The 20,102-nt window shown below is 47.5% G+C and carries 21 protein-coding genes and 5 tRNA genes; 8 read left to right on the forward strand and 18 right to left on the reverse strand.

Annotation, left to right across the window (positions count from 1 at the left end; translation table 11 throughout):
- Positions 1-322 precede the first annotated feature (322 nt).
- Positions 323-396: transfer RNA gene (locus VJ579_01010), tRNA-Asp, on the reverse strand.
- Between the two features lie 136 nt (positions 397-532).
- On the opposite strand from VJ579_01010, the gene VJ579_01015 reads away from it, so the two are divergent.
- The 5 genes from VJ579_01015 to VJ579_01035 all read left to right on the forward strand — a co-directional run bounded on the left by VJ579_01015 (position 533) and on the right by VJ579_01035 (position 2,286).
- Positions 533-1,120, forward strand: a complete 588-nt coding sequence (locus VJ579_01015; GenBank protein ID HXK37632.1) for a hypothetical protein — start codon at positions 533-535, stop codon at positions 1,118-1,120.
- Positions 1,121-1,234: 114 nt separating this feature from the next.
- Positions 1,235-1,307 (forward strand) — tRNA-Thr (locus VJ579_01020).
- Between the two features lie 52 nt (positions 1,308-1,359).
- A tRNA-Thr gene (locus VJ579_01025) sits at positions 1,360-1,435 on the forward strand.
- A 28-nt stretch (positions 1,436-1,463) separates the two neighbouring features.
- A tRNA-Met gene (locus VJ579_01030) sits at positions 1,464-1,537 on the forward strand.
- Between the two features lie 437 nt (positions 1,538-1,974).
- Positions 1,975-2,286: a hypothetical protein gene (locus VJ579_01035; GenBank protein HXK37633.1), complete on the forward strand. Its 312-nt coding sequence runs from the start codon at positions 1,975-1,977 to the stop codon at positions 2,284-2,286.
- A gap of 43 nt (positions 2,287-2,329) precedes the next feature.
- On the opposite strand, the gene VJ579_01040 is transcribed toward VJ579_01035, so the two are convergent.
- Positions 2,330-3,985: an ATP-binding protein gene (locus VJ579_01040; protein ID HXK37634.1), complete on the reverse strand. Its 1,656-nt coding sequence runs from the start codon at positions 3,983-3,985 to the stop codon at positions 2,330-2,332.
- Between the two features lie 130 nt (positions 3,986-4,115).
- Here VJ579_01040 and VJ579_01045 point away from each other — a divergent pair, with 130 nt between their 5' ends.
- The gene (locus tag VJ579_01045) at positions 4,116-5,429 is read left to right on the forward strand and encodes a phosphoribosylglycinamide synthetase C domain-containing protein (GenBank protein HXK37635.1); all 1,314 of its coding nucleotides are present in this window, start codon (positions 4,116-4,118) and stop codon (positions 5,427-5,429) included.
- Positions 5,430-5,451: 22 nt separating this feature from the next.
- Here the strand turns inward: VJ579_01045 and VJ579_01050 are convergent, their stop codons facing one another.
- Together VJ579_01050 and VJ579_01055 are read right to left on the reverse strand one after the other, a co-directional pair.
- Positions 5,452-6,000 carry a hypothetical protein gene (locus VJ579_01050; protein ID HXK37636.1) on the reverse strand — a complete coding sequence of 183 codons (549 nt, stop codon included), beginning with the start codon at positions 5,998-6,000 and terminating at the stop codon, positions 5,452-5,454.
- A gap of 76 nt (positions 6,001-6,076) precedes the next feature.
- Positions 6,077-6,436, reverse strand: a complete 360-nt coding sequence (locus VJ579_01055) for a hypothetical protein (protein HXK37637.1) — start codon at positions 6,434-6,436, stop codon at positions 6,077-6,079.
- 433 nt (positions 6,437-6,869) lie between these two features.
- Between VJ579_01055 and VJ579_01060 the strand changes: the two genes are divergently transcribed.
- Positions 6,870-6,940, forward strand: a tRNA-Met gene (locus VJ579_01060).
- Positions 6,941-7,269: 329 nt separating this feature from the next.
- Here VJ579_01060 and VJ579_01065 read toward each other — a convergent pair.
- The 3 genes from VJ579_01065 to gatC are packed head-to-tail and all read right to left on the reverse strand — an operon-like array spanning position 7,270 to position 9,549.
- The gene (locus VJ579_01065; GenBank protein ID HXK37638.1) at positions 7,270-7,806 is read right to left on the reverse strand and encodes a hypothetical protein; all 537 of its coding nucleotides are present in this window, start codon (positions 7,804-7,806) and stop codon (positions 7,270-7,272) included.
- 9 nt (positions 7,807-7,815) lie between these two features.
- Positions 7,816-9,249, reverse strand: a complete 1,434-nt coding sequence (gatA, locus tag VJ579_01070; GenBank protein HXK37639.1) for an Asp-tRNA(Asn)/Glu-tRNA(Gln) amidotransferase subunit GatA — start codon at positions 9,247-9,249, stop codon at positions 7,816-7,818.
- Positions 9,250-9,258: 9 nt separating this feature from the next.
- The gene (gatC, locus tag VJ579_01075; GenBank protein HXK37640.1) at positions 9,259-9,549 is read right to left on the reverse strand and encodes an Asp-tRNA(Asn)/Glu-tRNA(Gln) amidotransferase subunit GatC; all 291 of its coding nucleotides are present in this window, start codon (positions 9,547-9,549) and stop codon (positions 9,259-9,261) included.
- Between the two features lie 146 nt (positions 9,550-9,695).
- Between gatC and VJ579_01080 the strand changes: the two genes are divergently transcribed.
- Positions 9,696-10,331 (forward strand): hypothetical protein, encoded by a 636-nt coding sequence (locus VJ579_01080; GenBank protein ID HXK37641.1) that lies wholly within the window; start codon positions 9,696-9,698, stop codon positions 10,329-10,331.
- A gap of 74 nt (positions 10,332-10,405) precedes the next feature.
- On the opposite strand, the gene VJ579_01085 is transcribed toward VJ579_01080, so the two are convergent.
- The 11 genes from VJ579_01085 to VJ579_01135 all read right to left on the reverse strand — a co-directional run bounded on the left by VJ579_01085 (position 10,406) and on the right by VJ579_01135 (position 20,071).
- On the reverse strand, positions 10,406-10,678 hold the full coding sequence (locus VJ579_01085; protein ID HXK37642.1) for a hypothetical protein: 273 nt from the start codon (positions 10,676-10,678) through the stop codon (positions 10,406-10,408).
- A gap of 95 nt (positions 10,679-10,773) precedes the next feature.
- Positions 10,774-12,783, reverse strand: coding sequence for an NAD-dependent DNA ligase LigA (ligA, locus tag VJ579_01090; GenBank protein ID HXK37643.1), 2,010 nt, complete (start codon positions 12,781-12,783; stop codon positions 10,774-10,776).
- Positions 12,784-12,840: 57 nt separating this feature from the next.
- On the reverse strand, positions 12,841-13,425 hold the full coding sequence (locus VJ579_01095) for a hypothetical protein (GenBank protein ID HXK37644.1): 585 nt from the start codon (positions 13,423-13,425) through the stop codon (positions 12,841-12,843).
- 7 nt (positions 13,426-13,432) lie between these two features.
- Positions 13,433-13,999, reverse strand: coding sequence for a hypothetical protein (locus tag VJ579_01100; GenBank protein ID HXK37645.1), 567 nt, complete (start codon positions 13,997-13,999; stop codon positions 13,433-13,435).
- A gap of 1 nt (position 14,000) precedes the next feature.
- Positions 14,001-14,588, reverse strand: coding sequence for a type II secretion system protein (locus VJ579_01105; GenBank protein ID HXK37646.1), 588 nt, complete (start codon positions 14,586-14,588; stop codon positions 14,001-14,003).
- A 50-nt stretch (positions 14,589-14,638) separates the two neighbouring features.
- Complete coding sequence (locus tag VJ579_01110) at positions 14,639-15,274, reverse strand: prepilin-type N-terminal cleavage/methylation domain-containing protein (GenBank protein HXK37647.1); 636 nt, start codon at positions 15,272-15,274, stop codon at positions 14,639-14,641.
- A gap of 166 nt (positions 15,275-15,440) precedes the next feature.
- Positions 15,441-16,277 (reverse strand): prepilin peptidase, encoded by an 837-nt coding sequence (locus tag VJ579_01115; GenBank protein ID HXK37648.1) that lies wholly within the window; start codon positions 16,275-16,277, stop codon positions 15,441-15,443.
- Between the two features lie 81 nt (positions 16,278-16,358).
- Entirely contained in the window at positions 16,359-16,868 is a 510-nt protein-coding gene (locus tag VJ579_01120) for a type II secretion system protein (GenBank protein ID HXK37649.1), read from the reverse strand.
- Positions 16,869-16,979: 111 nt separating this feature from the next.
- Positions 16,980-17,507, reverse strand: a complete 528-nt coding sequence (locus tag VJ579_01125) for a prepilin-type N-terminal cleavage/methylation domain-containing protein (protein HXK37650.1) — start codon at positions 17,505-17,507, stop codon at positions 16,980-16,982.
- 156 nt (positions 17,508-17,663) lie between these two features.
- Positions 17,664-18,221, reverse strand: a complete 558-nt coding sequence (locus VJ579_01130; protein ID HXK37651.1) for a prepilin-type N-terminal cleavage/methylation domain-containing protein — start codon at positions 18,219-18,221, stop codon at positions 17,664-17,666.
- Positions 18,222-18,859: 638 nt separating this feature from the next.
- The gene (locus tag VJ579_01135; protein ID HXK37652.1) at positions 18,860-20,071 is read right to left on the reverse strand and encodes a type II secretion system F family protein; all 1,212 of its coding nucleotides are present in this window, start codon (positions 20,069-20,071) and stop codon (positions 18,860-18,862) included.
- Positions 20,072-20,102 lie beyond the last annotated feature (31 nt).

A 20,102-nucleotide genomic window follows, 5' to 3' on the forward strand; every position in this document is an offset into this window, starting at 1 on the left:
CGCAAGAGCGCACTGAATAAGATATATCTGATACTAGGGGGAGCCGAAAAACCGTTCCGGTTTTTGACTCTTGGAACGCTACGCGTGCAAAACCAGAGTCCGGGCCTTGGCACGGCTCACAAAGTAGTTTAAGTGCGGGGCGCTTAAACTACTAAGTGGCCGTCGCCACGACTCGCCGACCGTGCACGCGGCTGGATTTATCACGAGCGAAGCTCGGATAAAATCTGCGCCGGGTGACAGTACCCGGCTCCGTCTTTCAAGTCCCGTCTACCGCTACAGAAACAAACAAAAACGAAGCTTTCGCTTCGTTTTTGTGTTTCTGCGCGGTAGACGGGACTTGAACCCGCAACCTCTCGCGTGACAGGCGAGTGCTCTAACCAGTTGAGCTACCACCGCATTCCTACATTTGTAGTGCTGAAAATATAGCATAAAGAATCGACCAATGCAAGCCAAAAAGTAGTTGCGCTTGCCCACTACTTTCTGTCGTGTATGCTTAGGAAAGAATCTTTATATCGACAAAATGGAGCCTGGAATGGCGACGATACGCTCGAAGCTTATAGAGGATAGACTTGGAAAACTGATCAACATGTTCGGAAGGATGCATGACCCCGTTGATGTACTTGAACTCATTCGCTTGTTCGAAAAGCATGAGTTTCGTGGAATGGTGGCAGTAATCAAGCGGCAGATGCGCCTTTCGATGCCCATTCGGGTTTGTTACGTCAATGACCCTCGGTATGGACCCGAGAAGTGTGTTGCTTGGGTTGACGGACTAAATTTTGTACCATTCTTTGGCACGCAGAACATCCGAGGCGAAATGGCGAGTATGTATCTTCGCCAGCACGCGCTCGTCGACATGCCGTCCCCGTCACTCATATTCGCTATTGCCCATGAGCTTGCACATGTGCTGCTCACTGCATTTCGCAGTGAACTTAACACCGATGAGGAGGCAACGGATCTCCTTGCTATCCTCCTTGGATACGGGACATGTTACGCCGCAGGTAAAACCTATCAATGCAAATACCCGTTTGGGGCAAATTTTCCATTCGAGCGATCAGAATTCACATCAGGCTACCTCTCCATTGATGAGATCATCTACGCAGAGATGCTTATTAGACGATAAATACACCGGGGAAACCCGGTTTTTTATTTCTGGGACAAGATTATTATGCCAATATCTCCTTTTTAAAGGTATTGATTTATTTGGGAAATCGGGTATTATGACGAAACAATTATAGCCAACATAGCTCAGATGGTAGAGCATTTCCATGGTAAGGAAAAGGTCATCGGTTCAATTCCGATTGTTGGCTCAAGTTTGTGGGTAAAATCCAAAAACTTCCAGTAGACTGCATATGCTGGGACGCCAAAGTAGCTCAGTCGGTAGAGCATCTCACTCGTAACGAGAAGGTCGCCGGTTCGATCCCGGCCTTTGGCTCCATTGACGCTTTAGCGTATAATGAATACATGTCGGCGTAGCTCAGACGGTTAGAGCGAAGGACTCATAAGCCTTAGGTCACAGGTTCGATTCCTGTCGCCGACACAAAAAGACCACCCCGAAGCGCAAGCTTCGGGGTGGCTTCTTTTTGTAGTCGGGACAGTGAATCGAAAGACGGAGCCGGGTACCGTCACCCGGCGCTAATTTTATCCGGCTCTTCGAGCCGTGATAAATCCAGCCGCGTGCACGGTCGGCGAGTCGGGGTCGCGAGTACTTTGGCTTTTGACGTCTCGTAGAGCGTCAAAAGACTTAGTAACTTGTGACCTAGTCCTGGACTCCTGTTCTGCACGCGAAGCGTTCCATGAGTCAAAAACCGGAACGGTTTTTCGGCTCCCCTGGTATCTGATATATCTGACTTAGCGCGGCTTTGCGCTCCATCAAACACAAACCCAAAAGGTTTTTGTTTGCCCAGTATCGCATTCCCCCATTTGCATTCCCCTCCCCCTCATGTTAGCCTTCCCACAGATTTTCAAGGAGGTCCAATGGACGCCGCTCCCAACAACCCGCTCGTCTTCACCGAGCATCAGCTCATCGCTTCCATAAGGAAGCCGCTCGTTCCCCGACTGCCGAAAAAACATGAGGGCATCCACTTCTTCCTCACGATGGACGATTTCGAAAAGGCCAGGCGACGTTCGCTCAGAACACGCTATATCTTCGTCGCAACCATCACCGTCAACGTGCGCATGACCCCATCGTGCTACTGGGAGTTCCTCGAAACCGGAAAGCTCTCCCTGGGCGACGTCTTCATTTCGGCGGCTGACTTCGAGAAGATCACGGCCATCAATGCCATGTAGAACGGCAATCAAAAAACCAGAGCAGTGCTCTGGTTTTTCTCATCTATTCTTTTTCCTCTTCTGGTTTCACCTCGCATGGCATATCCCCAGCAGGTAACTCCACGAAGAACGTCGTTCCTTTTCCCGGAATACCTTCAGACTCAAACCATATCCTTCCACAACATGCATCAACGACACGTTTTGCACTAAAGAGCCCGTACCCCGTGCTATGCACATTAACCTCGGTTGAATGTGCGCCATGCCCACCCTCCTTGAACATCTTCGGCGCATCCTCTGGAGTGATTCCTACACCTGTATCTCGGACTGAGAATAATATATGCCCAGGATCCTTCTGCTCAAGTCGCACATAAACACCACCACTGAGCGTATAATTTACCGCATTTGCCACAAGATTTTGAATGACATGCAGCTTTATGTATGCCTGATCGAGATTAACCATAAGTGGCCCATCGTGCGCGATATCAAGATTAAGCGAGAGGCCCTTTTTCACAGCGTCAGGGTCGACACCAGCTACTACCTCCTTCACCATCGCTGCAATATCAAACTTCGTCGAATGAAAGACGAGTTCGCTTCCAGACTTCAAAATGAGCATAATCGAATCAATAAGACGCATTGCATCCTTTGCGGACTGCTCGATGAAACCCTTTGCCTGTTCAGGCACAGGACCGAACTCACCCTCAAAGAGTGCACGGAAGAGCATAGCATGCTTTCCCAGAGTCCCCTTCACATCATGACTCATGACGCGATTCACTTCTTTTAATCGAGTTGCAAGCTCCTCGATCTCCTCGCGCTGCTTCACTTCATTGCGCACACTACGCATCAGCACGAGACCAATGACGGTCACAAGTACCAGTGATACGTAAGTAACACGATGTACATAGTCGATATCTTGAATGAAAAGAATTCCCGCCAAAACCATCACCAATGCGATGACGAGCATTTCCGCGCCCAGCATATGAATGGAAAATCGCTTATCATTCACTGCAATATAAGAAACACCTGCGAGGAATAGTACTGCCCCAATAGGAGCGATGAGCTCAAAACGATAATCACCGATAACATCTCCGAGGAGTGTCGTTAAGAGAAAAACCGCAAGGAAAGCAAAAGCAGAGAGTGCGATGATGACCGCTTTGCCGTGGAGCATCTGGATCTTCGGAGACCTCATGAACGCTCTGACGAGCACGAAACCTACACCAATCAATGCAAATGCTTCATAAATATATGTGTACACGAGGAGCGCATTGCCCTGCACCGCCTCGCAAGTGGAAATATCAAACGATTCAACATTATATGTCGACGGGGCAAGAATAATGATAGGAAGTATTGCGACGAGAAAGAAACGGCGCGCAAGCGTCGGCATCGTCTCACCATGAAGAAGGTGATATACAAACAACACCGTCGCGAGCGACATAAAGGCAGAAGCTACACCCCATGACTGCCATGCAAGCTGCACGAGAACGACCGGTGCTGCAATCCATGCGAGTAGTGACGTCCCTGAAAGAAATACGAGAGCAAATGCGAGAAGCGCAAAAAGCTGCGCGATGCGCTCATGGCGGTTGTAATAGAGTGTACGCAACGCAAACCACAAAGAAAACAGCATGATCGGTATATATGCGTAATACAAAAGCGGTGGCGCAATAGAGAAATCAAGTAATCCAAAGAATACAGGGCTTGCGTCTGTGCAAAGAAGTGAAAGCATAGTGCGTAAGTGTTTACAACAGCGTTGATTTCTTGTGCATAATGTGACAAAATCAATAAAGTAAGCGTTCTAATTTGGGTCACGTTACCACTGTTTCTTAAATCCTCGCTGTCTATTCAGCAATTATATCATGAGAATCCTACTGATTTCCGACATACTCCTCACTGGCGACTTTGCGATTAAGTTACGCCAGGAAGGTAACGAGGTGCGCGTATTCATTGCAGACGAACGCAATAAAAATAATCTCGATAACCTACTCGACAAGACCGATTCATGGGAGAAGGAACTTGAGTGGGTAGGAAAAGATGGCCTCATTATATTTGAAGATGCAGGACTCGGGAAAAAGCAGGATGAACTACGTGCGAATGGATATACTGTTCTCGGTGGCAGCGAACTCGGTGAGCGTACGGAAACGGATCGTGAATTCGGGCAGCAGGTTTTCGCGCTTCGTGGCCTACCTATTCTCCCAGTTTCTGATTTTACCTCACAGCACGATGCGATTGCATACCTCAAAGAACATCCCTCAGCCTGGGTACTCAAATATACTAATGGCCACCTAATGAAGCACCTCAGCTTCATCGGTTCTGATCCTGACGGTGGCGACGTGATCGCATATCTCGAAAACAACATTCGACATGACATTGGTGCTAACGAAACACTCTCACTCCAGGAGCGTGCCTTTGGCATAGAATTCGGTATTGCACGCTACTTCAATGGCACTGACTGGGTTGGGCCAATTGAATACAATCTTGAGCACACTCACCTCTTTCCCGGAGAGATAGGCCCAAACGTCGATGAAATGGGAACACTTGCGTGGTATGACGACAATGAAGACGAGCGTCTCTATCGCGAGATTCTTGCACCGATGAAAAAGTTTCTTCGTGAAGCTAAATTCCATGGCGACTATTCAATCAACTGCATCGTCAATGAGTCTGGTGCTCACCCCATCGAGGCAACCGCGCGACTGGGCGCTCCAATAATCCACCTGCAGGAGCAACTCAGTCTTTCACCATGGACAGAGTTCATGCTCGCAGTCGCAAGAGGTGAGCAATATAATCTTAAGTGGAAGAAGGGATTCGGTGTCGTCGTTTCTGTTGTCACTACTCCATTCCCTTACCCATATAGTGCGGAGGGCAAAACGATGCTCGGGCTTCCCGTCCACATTCAGCAAGATTGTAGCGTGGCAGAACTTCGCAGAATTCACCTTGAAGAGGTAGCATCGCGTGATGGCACAAATAAAACACTGTATATCTCTGGGACAAGCGGTACCGTACTTTATGTTTCAGGATACGGTGATACTGTATCTGCCGCACGACAGCAAGCATATGATACGATCGCAAAGATCTCAGTTCCAAAAATGTTCTATCGTAATGACATCGGAGCAACGTTTGAGAAAATACAGCTTCCACAACTCAAAGCATGGGGCTTTCTCTCACATCTATAAAAATAACAACACTTTCGTGTTGTTATTTTGTAATATAGTCATAGCCCATCCAGAATAGGATCACCCAGAATATCGCTTGAAAGGCTGCGAGGAAGACTAGTGTACCTATCGCTCGTTGTTTCTTTCCTGCAAATTCTTTATGCCAAAATTCAAGAAGACGTTCAGGTCCATCCCATATGATACTCTTTATGACCAAAAAGAGAATCGTTCCGAACCCCAAGAGTCTCGATTTCTTTTTTACGAGCTCGTAGCTCTTTCGGTATTGGCGACCAAGTGTAAGGTCTTCACCAGAACGTAGACAAATTTCATAAAGTGCATATGCGGTAATTGTATCGAACAACCACATTGCAAGCATCGTCCCGTAGAGATCTACTTCTAATCGTCGCATGACACCAACAAGCGCGATAGAGAGAATCACAAGCCCCCAATCTAGCACAGAATATATCACCCAACGAATGGCGACACTTTTGAGCTCAGCTACCTTGTCGCGAAGCTTCTCTTCCCCAAGAATAATACCGAGGCCGAGCACAGCAAACGAGACAACAGTGGCGATGGTTTCCAAGTTTTCCATATATACTCATAGTATCATACAAATTGTCCGTGAATTTTCTCTCTCACTATCCTAGAGGTACAAACACAAAATTCAACTACTGAATCAGTGCCACAGCCCAACTCAATCCGAGGTATGCGCAGTAATAGACTGTTGTCCAAACGGCCATAGAAATGGCGACCGAAGGAAGTGTAATAGTGAGCATGTTCCACCAAAACCCCTTTTCACGGCGATAAATCAGGAGTGTCACATAATCAGGATCGAGATAAAACCAACTTCCAATCCAAAATATTGTCTTGCGCGAAGAGAGCACCCACGCGACGATACGTCTAAACCAATGCTGCCCTTGATACTCTTTCCAAACAGCAAGGCGCTCCGCCTCCACTTGGGGACTGAGGCGGCCAAGAAGTACGTAACGCTTAAACCACCTTCTGCGGAAATCTTCCTCTCTCGCCATGCCGCGGAGCTCCTCGAGTCCGGTGATATCATGGCCTCGAGCAAAAAATACTCACTTGTTTGCACAATACCTGCACAAAAGAGGAAGTATGGGATTCCTACCCCAAAAAATGAAAATAGCGTACCAACGGCTCCAAACTGCCAAATAAAATATACCATTGCAACATCAGTGATTCGTGTCAAAAAAGTAATGAGGCGCTCTATAAAAATAATCTGACCTGTGCGGCCCAAAAACTTCCCCGCCTTCTTCAGCAACCCCGGCTTATCGGTAATGTGATTTGCATCCATATACTTCCCATTCTATCAGAAAATACAGATGACTAATCGGCAATCACCAGTCAAAACGACTTGCATAATATACCTTTTTGGTGTATAGTCGTATTTACGAAAGACAAATCTGACGCGTAAGCGTATGGTATTTGTATTTACCGTATAGCGGGATAGAGCAGCGGTAGCTCGTCAGGCTCATAACCTGAAGGCCTTGGTTCGATTCCAAGTCCCGCAACAAGTACCAAAAAATCTGCGTAAGCAGATTTTTTGTTGTACTTGATAGCAGGACTTGGAATCGAAGGACGGAACCGGGCACCGTCGCCCGGCGCTGATTTTATCCGGCCCTGGGCCGTGATAAATCCAGCCGTGCGCACGGTCGGTGAGTCCTGGCCCTACTCGCACACCGTATTCTGCGAATGCTTGGAGCAGAATACGGATGTGACGAAGGGGCGATTCCAACTCTGATTCAGCGCGCTCTTGCGCTCCGTCAATCGCAGGCGCTGCACGCCTGTGATTGCCCTTTAATTTAAAAACACACCAGGCAACGCCTAGTGTGTTTTGAATTTAACTCTCCAAATACCCTGCCTCCTTAAATATCAAATGATATGCATCAATCGCATCCTCCATCTCCCCTTTCTGTAAATCATAATCTCCCTCATGCGCAAGCACGTTTCGAAGCTTGTGCACCCTCCAGGCCTCTTGTAGGTACGGGAATGCGCTCTCTGGAATTGCTTCCATCCGCTCGCCCATCGTCTCTCCAGGGTAACCCATCTTTTTTATGATGTCGTCGAGAATACTATCTGCCTCGAGAATTGCAATACGCCAGTCTGAGGCATTCATAGAAGCGGCGAGCTTTTCAATACGCTCCCACTTTGGATTCTTTATTGGCGCAGTCTTCACCCAATCAAAAAGTGATTCGAGTTTTGCCTCCTCTGCCTTTTCAATGGCGTTCAACTTTGCACGAGCATGCCAGTAGTACCAAAAGAGGATGCAGACAACCGCCGCTCCGATAATATTCAAGATGAAGAAAATCGGTGATAATGTCGGCCAGATATTATCAAGAAAGTAATTGATAAGAAAATTATTTTCGAAGTCAGGCATAAGGGTTCATTATTTTGAAAGTCTTTCGACATCTCTACCAATACCAAAGAGGTACGGCTCATGGAAGTGATCTGCCATAAATTGAATTCCGACAGGAAGCTGCGTACCCTCACGCACTACCAGACCATTCGGAATCGATATTCCTGGAACTCCCGTAATATTCGCTGAGACGGTGAAGATATCTTCGAGATACATTTTTAGTGGATCTGCAGTCTTCTCCCCTATTTTAAATGCTGGACTTGGAGATGTTGGTGTAGCAATAAGATCAACGTCTTTGAGAATTTCCTTAAATTCATCAGTGAGTTTTCGACGCACAAGTACCGCTTTATTGTAGTACGCATCATAATACCCTGCAGAGAGCACATACGTACCCAACAAGATACGGCGACGCACCTCAGCACCAAATCCTTCGCCACGAGTCTCGAGATAGGTATCAATGAGCTTTACACCTTCCTTGCGCAAGCCGAAACGTACACCATCAAAACGTGCAAGATTTGATGAAACTTCCGCGGGCATCAAGATATAGTAAATTGCGAGTGCAAGAGGCAGCGTCGGCATCTCTATTGGGACGATGGCATGACCAGCCTCTTTCAGCTTCGCGATTGTAATATTGAAACTCTCGCGCACGTCTGCGTCGATACCATCCATATTTATGAATGATTCTGGTATACCGATGCGATAAGAATGTTTTGCGAGCACATACGGTCGCTCTTCATCACTAATAGACGTGCCATCCATCGGATCCTTACCTGAAATACTTGTATGCATGACTTCCACGTCATTTACAGTCTTTGCAAAGGGACCAATTTGATCAAGTGAAGAACCCATTGCCATAATCCCATATCGCGAGACTGAACCATAGGTTGGCTTGAGTCCGACGATACCGCATAGTGCTGCGGGCTGACGAATCGAACCACCCGTATCTGAGCCCAGCGAACCGAGAACGCTCCCCATTGCAATTGCCGCAGCAGAGCCACCCGATGAACCACCAGGAACACGTGTCTTATCGAGCGGATTCTTCACTGGACCCCATGCACAAGTCTCACTTGATGAACCCATGGCGAATTCATCCATGTTCGTACGGCCCACAATGACTGCCCCAGCTTCAATGAGCTTAGCGACCGCAGTTCCAGTGTAAGGTGCAACATATCCCTCAAGAATCTTTGAACCCGAAGTTGCACCATGCCCCGCAAATAGCATGTTGTCTTTGATGGCAACAGGAATACCTAGAAGCGGCGCCCTCTCTCCCTTTGCTATACGCGCGTCCGCTGCATCAGCCTGAAGAAGTGCATCCGCAAAAACTTCTGCGAATGCATTGATCTCCGGGTTTTTCGCAGCGATGACGTCAAGCACTGCCTGCGTCAACGCACGGGAGGTATACTCCCCCTTTTCAAGTGCTTCCCGTGCTGCAAGTATTGTAAGTGATGTTAGTTCTATGGTCATATGAAAAAGCTATTCGAACATTTGTTGTACGCGGACAAAATCTCCTTCACGCTTTGGGGCATTATCAAGAATCGCCTCACGCATTGCTCCCGGCTGTGCGGTAGCCACATCAGGGCGAAGTATATTACGATGATCCCCTGCCTCTGTATGCGCGTACGCGCTTGTGTCTACTTTTGCTATTTCTCCAACATAACCGAGCACGGCGTCGATCTTTTCAGCAAGAGCAGACTGCTCTCCTTCCGCTACCTTGATTCGTGCAAGCGTTGCGAGATGTTCTATATCCTGAGGTTGTAACTTCATATGCCTATACTACCGCAAAAATGCTGAAATATGAAGTGATGTTTCTACTCGTAAGCCTCATACAGCGCCTATACTATAGCGCGTTAAAGTATTGACAGTGCTCATACGCGTGTTAGAACAGGAATAGACACAAGAAGGAGGTTGCCATGTCAGATCCCGCAATGAAACGCACGGAGCGCGCGGAACAGCTCATGTCTGACCTTGCCCTACACATCTGTGAAGAAGGTGGGCAAATCTGGCTCGATGAACTTGAGCTATTCATGAAAAAACAAATTTGCTGGGTGATTGACCGAACGCCCAAGAAGGAGCGTACGGACCCCCTGCTCCTCGAACAGTATAGCGCACACATCAATAACCCAATCACTTCATTCAAAGAATTTCTTGAACATGGGGCCGTAAGAAACCAGCGCTGTTTCTTTGATGCAAATTTTACGGGATGGTTCGGAACATATAGTGCAAAGACATCTTCCCCCTGTACACTGCGGTGTAAGGAGTTACAGGAAAGCGCCAACGACCATGATCTAATAGCGGCGCTCGGTGGAGAAAACGCAGCAGAGGTGCCCCTCTCAATATTCTTTGGCGCGCTGATTACGCCCGTCGATGGAAGTCCGAGTGTTTTTGGAGAAAGTGATGTTCTTCATATTTTCTACGCTCGGGATAACATGGGCATACTTCGTGCAATAACAGTAGCGTGTAAAAATGGATCCCCAAGATTCATCTCCGCACACTCACTTATTAGCAATGCACGCTGGGATAAAGGACGTCGCGTTTTCTCGATCTAATCGCACTTACATTGCCCCCATTCTGGGGGCTTTTTAATTAAAAAACCCACACAGTGTGTGGGTTTTGTCTTTGTTCATGAAACATGAGACGGTTGACCGAACCTCGGATGAGGCGAAAGCACTGGAAAGACGCCTTCGATCATGATCGTCGACGTCGACACTCCATCACGGAGAATGATGAATGTCCGAGCACACGTCCCCCCTGCGCAGAGCCAGAGTGATCCATTTGCGTCGGCCTTAACCGCATGTCCTACACGCGAACCGCAGTGCGGGCACCCAAACTGTGCAAATGCGGTTGCAGAAACAGCGATGACCTCACGCTTTGTATCTTTCGGTGAACTGGTCATACCTCCCCCTTGTGTGAATCGATAATGTACGGCTAGCAAAAAACTAGCATACTCTTTTTGGAGTGTCGAGTGTATAAGAAAAACCGCTCACGCGGTTACTTCTTGCCGATCATATATAGAAACTCTTTTTCATCGATGACTTTTATTCCGAGCTGCTGTGCCTTTGCAAGCTTACTTCCTGCGTCACTACCCGCAACAACAAGACTCGTCTCTTTTGATACGCTACCCCCGGGACTCCCACCTGCATCTCGGATGAGCTGCTTTGCCTCATCACGCGAAAGCGTTTCGAGCCCCCCTGTAACAACCACAGTCATCCCCATAAGTGCCCCACTACGCACTACTGACTCATTCTCGACAACAACAAGTGCACGCAAACGCTCGAGATCATGTTGCGCATGCTTATTGTGACGCCAATTCAGAATCTCATCAGCCATCGTCTCTCCTATACCATTAACTGCAAGTAAGGCCTCCCTATCTGCAGCAAAGAATGCATCAAAAGAACCGAAGTATGTGGCGAGATCATGTGCAGTCTCTTCTCCAATCTGTGGAATTGCGAGTGCGACAATGAAACGTGAAAGTGGCACATGCTTGCGTTCACTGAAAGCATCGACGAGCTGCTCTGCGGACTTCTCTCCCCAGCCCTCAAGATTCACCAAGTCACCCTTAGTAAGCGTATAAAAATCCGCAACGCTTGTTACAAGTCCTTCACGCATAAGCTGCTCTACTATTTTTGGACCACACCCAACGACGTTTAATGCACTTTTCCCTACAACATAAGAAAGCTTACGAAGCTTTTGCGCAAACGAATCAGCGTCTACCGCTCTATGCGCAACTTGCCCAGGGATACGCTCAATCTTTCCAATCCCTTCAACAAAATCAGGGAAACGGAATGGCTTTGACCCCTTCGGGCGAAGCTCGGGAATCACTGCAATAATATCAGGTATAACATCCCCAGCCTTTTCGAGCACGACGGTATCTCCGATGCGCACATCAAGGCGTACTATTTCGTCTTCATTATGAAGGGTTGCACGGGAGACGGTTGTTCCAAGCACAGAAACAGGGCGCAAGTGTGCAACCGGCGTAATAACGCCCGTACGACCCACCTGCAAGACGATATCCTCCACGACGGTGGTTACCTGCTCTGTCGGGAATTTAAAGGCTATAGCCCAACGTGGGCCCTTTCCAGTGTACCCTAGAGCATCTTGATACTCCTTCTCTGCAACCTTCACTACAACACCATCAATCCAATACTCCTCTGCCCGAGTGCGTGTTTGCCAATGCTTCCAGAATGCAATAACCTCATCAACGGACTTGCATACCTTGAAATGGGGATTCACCTTGAATCCGAGGCGGCGCATAAGTTCAAGATTCTCTTGCTGCGTCTTTGGTCGCTCGCCATCGTAAGCACCCATTTCATAGATGAATGTATCCAACTTTCGTTCCGCAGCGATACGTGCGTCAAGCTGCCTCAATGTACCCGCAGCAGCGTTTCTCGGGTTCGCAAAGAGTGGTTCACCCTTTGCTGTACGCTCTTTATTAAGGCGTGCGAGCTCTGTCGTTGAAAGCCATGCCTCACCTTCCACAATAAGATCATGTGGCTCCTTGAGGGTAAGCGGTACTGACTCTATCGTACGTGCATTATGGGTCACATCTTCCCCCACAACTCCATCACCTCGAGTGAGTGCAAGTACAAGCTTGCCCTTCACATATTCGAGCACAAGTTTCAAACCATCGATCTTCAGCTCACACACATAGGTCGGTATCACGTGCTTACCCGTTTCCTGTACAAGCATACGCTTCACGCGCTCATCAAACTCACGCATATCCTCTACGGTAAAAATATCACCGAGTGACCATTGCGGAACCTTATGTTTCACTTTTTTGAAAGCGGCGAGCGGCCTCCCCGCGATGCGCTGCGAAGGAGAATCAGGAGTGATGAGCTCAGGGTACTCTGCCTCGATACGCACGAGCTCATCTTTGAGTGAATCAAGTGCCTCAGGCGAAATCTCCTCCTTGTCATAGACATGATACTGCTCACGATAGTGATTGATCGCTTCACGGAGCTTTGCGATCCTTTCGAGAATATCCTTGCCTGGCTTAGTCATACATTGAGTATAACATGGAGCAATTGAACAAAAAACAGCGATTATACGCTGTTTTTACTAGATATTTACGGAAACTTCGATAGTACGCTGAGTGACACGCGGACTGGTGATATTTCCACAAACATCTGAATATCCATTTGCGGTGAAGGTGGTAAGAATACCTGACTTTGCGACGGTCACCTGCACACACGAGCTCGGAAGATCGAGCGAGAACGAAGATGATCCCGTAGTGGTTGCGGTCACTGTGGTCGTATAGTTTTTGACGTAGGGATTTCCTGCACACTTGAAGTCCGTAGTCGAAGTCGACATCGGCCACGATTCTGAGGGGGTAAGCAACCCAAACTGTGTTGAATTTCCGCGCGCAAATGGAGTATACGGCATCTGACTGATTCCCGCAGAAGAATAATAGTTTGCGGCGAGACCCAAATCTTGTGCAGCCTGACTATTGATGCGATCGAGAAAGACCGCACACTCAAGTCCTCGGCTTGCCGCAGCAAATGCACGTACCGAATCACGTGCGAATGTTGCAAGCGCAACCTCCTTAATCGAGATCGCAAAGACACCCATACTCATTGCGAGAATTATGCTTGAAATGAGCACTGCCAGAAGCAATACATACCCTCTTTGTTTTTTTGCTTGCATGATGGTGTTAGATAGGGAGATTAGGGAACCAATTCATGAGCGTGTCATAAAGGAAAATTTTCCTCGTTTGATTTCCTGCAGGATAATCAACCTCAACAGTAACAGTGTACTCAGTCTTGTTCGCATTCGTTGCAACCGTCACAATGCGCTTCATGCCCGTATCTTTCCAGCCGGCAGGCGGCGGAGCAGGCATTTGTCTATACGTGCCATCGGTGTATTGATACACACTACAGGCAGAAACTGAAGCACATCCGCGAAGAGAGCTGTTTTGCCAAATTGTTGCGCTACCCTCTACTGCCGCCTGTTGCAGTGAAAAATCTACTGCACAACCTACACCCGTACAGGTCGGATCGATGTTATTCACCCATGAAGCCATGCTACGCGCATTATTGTTGTCACGCATATTATGGATGATTTCAAGCGCCTCCTCACCTAGTCGCGCTGCTGCAATCTCCTCTCGTGCATACGCTGCAGAACGCAAACTTTTTGCAGCAAGGAGAAAAGGACCACCAAGGGCAAAAGTAAGCACAGTAACCGCAACAACAGTTTCAATCAGAGTAATTCCTTTTTTCATATTAGCTTGGTGTTACAAGATGTGAATTTGGAGTTCGTGGTGTAATGGAGGTCTGAACAGTAAAATTACGCGCAGTCTTTGAAACGTGTGCGATTCCGGTCATAATCATGGTTACAATAGGCTGATCAAGGTCAAGTGGTGCTCCGCGGACATAGAACTTCAAGCTCGTCACCTCCACCTCCGGCGCTGTCATACGCTCCCACGTACCACTGTTTGCGAGCATGCGCTCCACAGATGAACTTGTTGCGTTGAAACGAAACTGCTGTTCTTGCATTGAACTTGAAAGACCTCCTGGTCCATAAAATCGCAACTTAGAGGAACCACCACTCTGATATGTACAATCCGATTGCCTTCCATCACTCGCATCTCCAGGAAAATTTGCTCCGCAATCAAAACGGATACCCATACGTATCGTTCGTGCGATGGCATCCATTGCACTGTTTGCATTATCCATGACCACACGCATCGCACGTGCTTCTCTTGAAGTGTTATTGAGAGAGGTAAGCGCGCCCACTGCAATAGTAACCACCATAGTAAAAATCGCAGTTGCTACGATAATCTCGATCAAAGTAAAACCACGCTGCTTCATGTCTTAATTGTAGCATAACAAAAACACTTTTGCGCATACGCAAAAGTGTTTTACTTCACAGATATTTGACCCGTATTCCAGAACTCAACAATTCGTTGATAACCTTTATTTGACTTAATGATGACCTGAGCTACCGAGAATGCCTCAGGAGGTGCTACTGCGCTAGGTTTCCCCCGAATTGCTGCATCGGGGCTAGGTCGTTTAAACACGAAATCAAATGACTGTGCGAAGTCGGTAGAAATACCACTCGTACAATCAGCAGAGCCCGCATGTGTCGCACCCGATCGTAAGCCACAGAGTGCGCTAATCGTCACTCCCTTAAGAAGATTGATTTTCTTCTCACACTCCGCCCCAACAACACTACAGTTCCCGCTATTATCGAACACATAATCTCCATCAAGGTCTGCGAAAAAGACAAACTGAGTGGTCGACGCTCGGTCAAAATGCACCCCATAACCTGCATACGTACCATTGAAGGAACGCTTTACAGAAAGAGAATTAACCTGTGCCTCGTGTCCAAACTGTGCTATTTGATGCGCCAAAATATCGACTCCGATACGATTATTGAAATTATTATAACTAAGTACCGTCACCGTCGAAAGGGTAGCAAAAATCGCAATCGATATCGAAAGTTCAATAAATGAGAATCCACGATTCTTCTGTTTTGGGAGTATATGAAATAGCATTATTTTGAAACGTGAATCAGTATTTGCTGCATCGATGCATTTATCAGGCTTCAGAATTTGGATGAAATTTGCCTTATTGGAGCCATATGAACTCTAGTGAGCCGTATGGGTTATACGGTGAACGAGGCATGTGGCGAAATAAGGTAAAGTTCGCCAAATTATAAGCCTAGTAGAAGGACAAGCTTAAAGTGAGAACACTCCAACCGTAATAGTACACGAGCACCGTAGCCAGCGCGATGAACGGTCCAAACGGAACTTCCGTGCGCATACTTCCCTTCTTCATAAGCAAGATAACTACCGATGGTATTGCTGCAAGCCAGAATGCGAAGATCAGAGCAGAGAGTCCACCCAAAAGTCCGAGGAACCATGCAACACCCCAAACCAATTTTGCATCACCGAGACCCATAGCCCTTCCTCGTGAGAAATACCAGATAGCCGCGAGAGGGACTGCGAGGAGTGGCGCTGCGGCAACATCGATCCAACGAGGAACCGACACAAAGAGTGGCATAAGACTTGGCCATGCCGCCTCATAAGCGCGCAGTGCAACTGCGGCAATACCCACAAATGCAAATAAGAGCGAGAGTGAATCAGGAATGATCTTGTGACGAAAATCATATGCGGAAATCACCACAAGGGTCGCGAGTGCGACTGCATCAATCGCAAACTGCGCAGCGATGAGTGGAGTATACGAGAACAATGAGAAGTGCGTATGCTGAGCGGCAACAAGCACAAGGAGTCCTGTGAGTGCTTCGACGATGGGGTACTGGAACGAGAGCTTGCCTCTGCAGTACGCACAGCGCCCACCCTGAATGATGAATGAAACGAGTGGAATAAGCATGTACCACTTGAGCGGCTTACCACAATTCATGCATTTACTACGTCCTCCGAGTGTACGCCCACTCCCCATGCGCAGCACAACCACGTTAAGGAAAGAGCCAATAATGAGGCCAAATATAAAAATGAGGCCAGTATTCACAAAGTAGAAAAGTGCGCTGATATCCATACACTATAGTATAGCACAGTTTATTTTTTCAGCAGTTTAATTCTGAAAAAACAAAACCACCCGAAGGTGGTATATGTTTTATTAATTAGAGACGTCGTAACAAAGCTCTGTAGGAGTTGCTTGTCCCTGAGGAGTACCCGCAGTATTGTCACAGCTGATGCTTGTTCCGTTGAATGAAAATACACCAGTCTTATCAGAGTCTGACAAAAGTGCAGTATTATCACCACGCTCAAGCTTTGCAGCAATGATGTATGAGGTCGTTGTACCACCATACACGTAGTATGTACTTGCTGTAGGATCTGTTGGAACCTTTGGAATATAGGTTGGAGAGAGCACACCAAGCTCCGTTGAAGATGCAGTGATTGCATTTACTGCATTCCTAATTGGATAAGATGAGCTTGCATCATAGTAAAGCTCAAGTGCGAGCTGGATCTGACCAACATCTGAGATGCGGCGTGCGTCACGGCTCTTTGCACGTGCAGTCGAAAGCGAAGCGAGTACCACAGATGAAAGGATACCGATGATCGCAATAACGACGAGGAGTTCAATAAGGGTGAAACCCTTAGAACCCTTGATAAGGTTTTTTGACATATATGTGTTTACCCGATTGGGCTTTCTTTATTATACCCTACTTTTCATCTGCACATGCAATACATTTGCGTTACCTGTGGAAAACAAAAACCACCCGAGGGTGGTTTTTGCTTATGGCGCAAGATCGTAACACGCTTCAGTGCCAGAATTAAGGTTACACCTGCTCCCCCTTCCGAAGAAAACAGTATTTGCTGTGTCCCCATCGGTCGCCAGAGGTGCGCTTGAACTCGCGTTGATCTCAAGATCAGCACCGAGAAGATAGGCAGTGGCACTTACTGACCCCGTACAAGTTGTATCACCCCTTGCAGCGAGTGCACAGTAATAATATGAGTTACTACCTGGATCATCGGGAATATTCGGGATGTAACTTGGCTTAAGATAACCAATACCTGTCGCAGGAACTGTCGTCCATGTCTGAAGTCCTGCAATCGTAGGATAAGTTGAACTTGCATCATAATACATCTCGAGCGCGAGCTGGAGCTGCCCCATATCAGATATGCGACGTGCGTCACGGCTCTTTGCACGTGCGCTTGAAAGCGAGGCGAGTACCACAGAAGAGAGAATACCGATGATTGCGATAACCACAAGAAGTTCAATAAGAGTGAAACCCTTCGATCCCTTAACAGAATGTGTAGACATAGAGTATATTTGTTAGCCGTTGGCTCAACCCATTATACACTAAAAATTAACAAAAACATTACAAACAAATTTAAGTGTAACAGCAACGATAATATGATATCCAACAACAAGCGAAGAATATAAAAACCATCCCCATGGGATGGTAATTATTTGACGCTAGTTTGCAATATCGTAACAGGTTTCTGTACCTCCTGGCTGCTGAGTACCCGACGTAGTACATGTTGCTCCTACTCCGTAGAAGACTGTACCTACAGTTAAGTCAGCATCCGTTGTAAGCGCAGCATTATCAGTGCGCTCAAGGTTTGCACCGAGTGCATATGCGAGTACGGTACCAGAAGTACCACTACACGTTGAAGCGCCCTTTGCTGCCATAGGACAGAAGTAATAGTTTGCCGCTGCCGTTGGATCTGAAGGAACCTTTGGAATATATGCAGGGGATGTGCTTCCAACGCCAGCTGTAGGAACCGCTGCGCTTGTCCACGACTGGAGACCGCCAGCATTGAATGGATAAGATGAGTTTGCATCGAAGTAAAGCTCGAGCGCAAGCTGAATCTGACCAAGATCCGAGACGCGACGAGCATCACGACTCTTTGCACGAGCGGTCGAGAGCGAAGCGAGCACCACCGATGAGAGAATACCGATGATTGCAATAACCACAAGCAATTCAATGAGCGTAAAACCTTTTGACTGCTTTTTTAATGATGTATATGACATAAACTATTAATTACTAGTCCCGTAATTGGGTTATCTAAAGTATAGCATACTATACTAACTTATAGTATTGCTATCCCCTCCCCTGTGGATAACTTTGACCTCGCAAGCTCGGCACCAGGCAAAGTTGCCCGATAGAGACGCCCGTCAACTCACATCCATTTATCATGAATGAAGACATCCATGATAAATGGTGTGGTTCCTGGCCGGACTCGCGACCTCAAAGATTCGGTATCGCTCCGCCTCGTTCGGCGGAAAATGCTCCGCATTTTCTTTTTCGCCTCACGCACCGCGCGCCAAATCAACTCAAGCCGTCGCTCCGCTCCGTCTCTCACGGGTAACTCCCCCTCACGAAGCAATGGCAAAGTTATCCCACAATTTCTCTCGTCGCAAACAATGAAACACTGAGGATTTTTCGTGTCAGCGCATAGCTCTGGAGGGCGACGAATCAGACTCGAAAACGCAAGGAACGACATATGAAACCGCGAGGATTTTTCCGTGCGGTTGCCTCGCTGGAGCCTGACGACGTACAAGTGTACGGCGAAGGCGAAGCGTGAGGCAACCCCGCGGAAAAAGACCGCGGCCTCTTGTACGCTGGTGAACCTCTTCATTCTAAAGAAAAAAGCCCGAGGGCTTTTTCTTTAGAATGAAGAGGTGATGTCATAAATCGGCATAAGGACAGAGGTCAAGAGTCCCCCCACACCAAGTCCAAGCATCACAATCATCGCCGGCTCAATAAGTCCCACCAACGTATCAACAGCATTGTCGACTTCACGCTTGTAGAACTTCGCAAGTGTTTCAAGGATATTCCCGACTTCACCAGTCTCCTCTCCCACACGCACCATTTGCACCATCACCTGAGGAATGAGTGCAGAACGTCCAAGTGCACCCGAAAGCGCAACACCGGTACGCACATCTTGTGCTGCAGTAAGCATCGCTTGACGATAGAGCTCGTTATCCACCACTTCTGCAGAAATCTCAACCGCACGAACCATTGGCACACCTGAAGTGACCATCGTATTGATGTTATCACAAATACGAGAGAGATAGAGCTTGCGATAGAGATCCCCTACATACGGAACCTGCAATGCGATGTTTGCATACACTTCTTTCCCTTCTCGCGACTGACCATAACGGAATGCGAAGAACACACCCACCGCAAGAATAGCGGCAAAGAACAGTCCGTAGTTGATCAAGAAATTCGAAGCTCCAATAACGAAGCGAGTATATATAGGCAACTCCTTCCCTGTCTCAACAATGATTGCAGAAAGCTTTGGAATAACCACCACAAGCATAAGCACCATGACGGATGCGAAAACGACAATAACGAAGGCTGGATACACAAGTGCTTTCTTCGTCTTTGTGACGAGTTCATAGGTACGATCGAGATAATCTGCGAGATATTCAAACGTCTTTGAAAGATTACCTGACTCCTCACCTGCACGCACCATGTTCGTATAGAATGGTGTAAATACATCAGGATATTTCGACATTGCGGCAGCAAGCGTTGAGCCTGCGCGAAGATCTTCGGAAATAGACTCGAGACGATGACGCAATGCAACATTCTCAGTTTCACCCGCAAGAAGTTGGAAGACGCGCAAGGCAGGAACCTGTGCAAGAAAAAGTGTCGAAATCTGTCGCGACAAAATAACAATATCCTTATACTTTACATGCTCCTCGAAGAAAGAGATTTTCTTCATCCAGGCAGGCTGCACGCCCACCTCTGTGACATTCATGACGACTAATCCACGACGCTGTAGTGCAGCAATTGCAAGGTCTTTGCTTGCTGCATCTACCTCACCGCGACGCTCTTGCCCTGAGCTTTGTTCAATGGCGACATACCGAAATTGCATGAGTATATTGTAACATGGAATATGATGCACA

The sequence above is a fragment of the Candidatus Paceibacterota bacterium genome (assembly GCA_035583355.1).
In the GTDB taxonomy this organism is placed as follows: Bacteria; Patescibacteriota; Minisyncoccia; order Phycocordibacterales; family UBA6899; genus JAJZQJ01.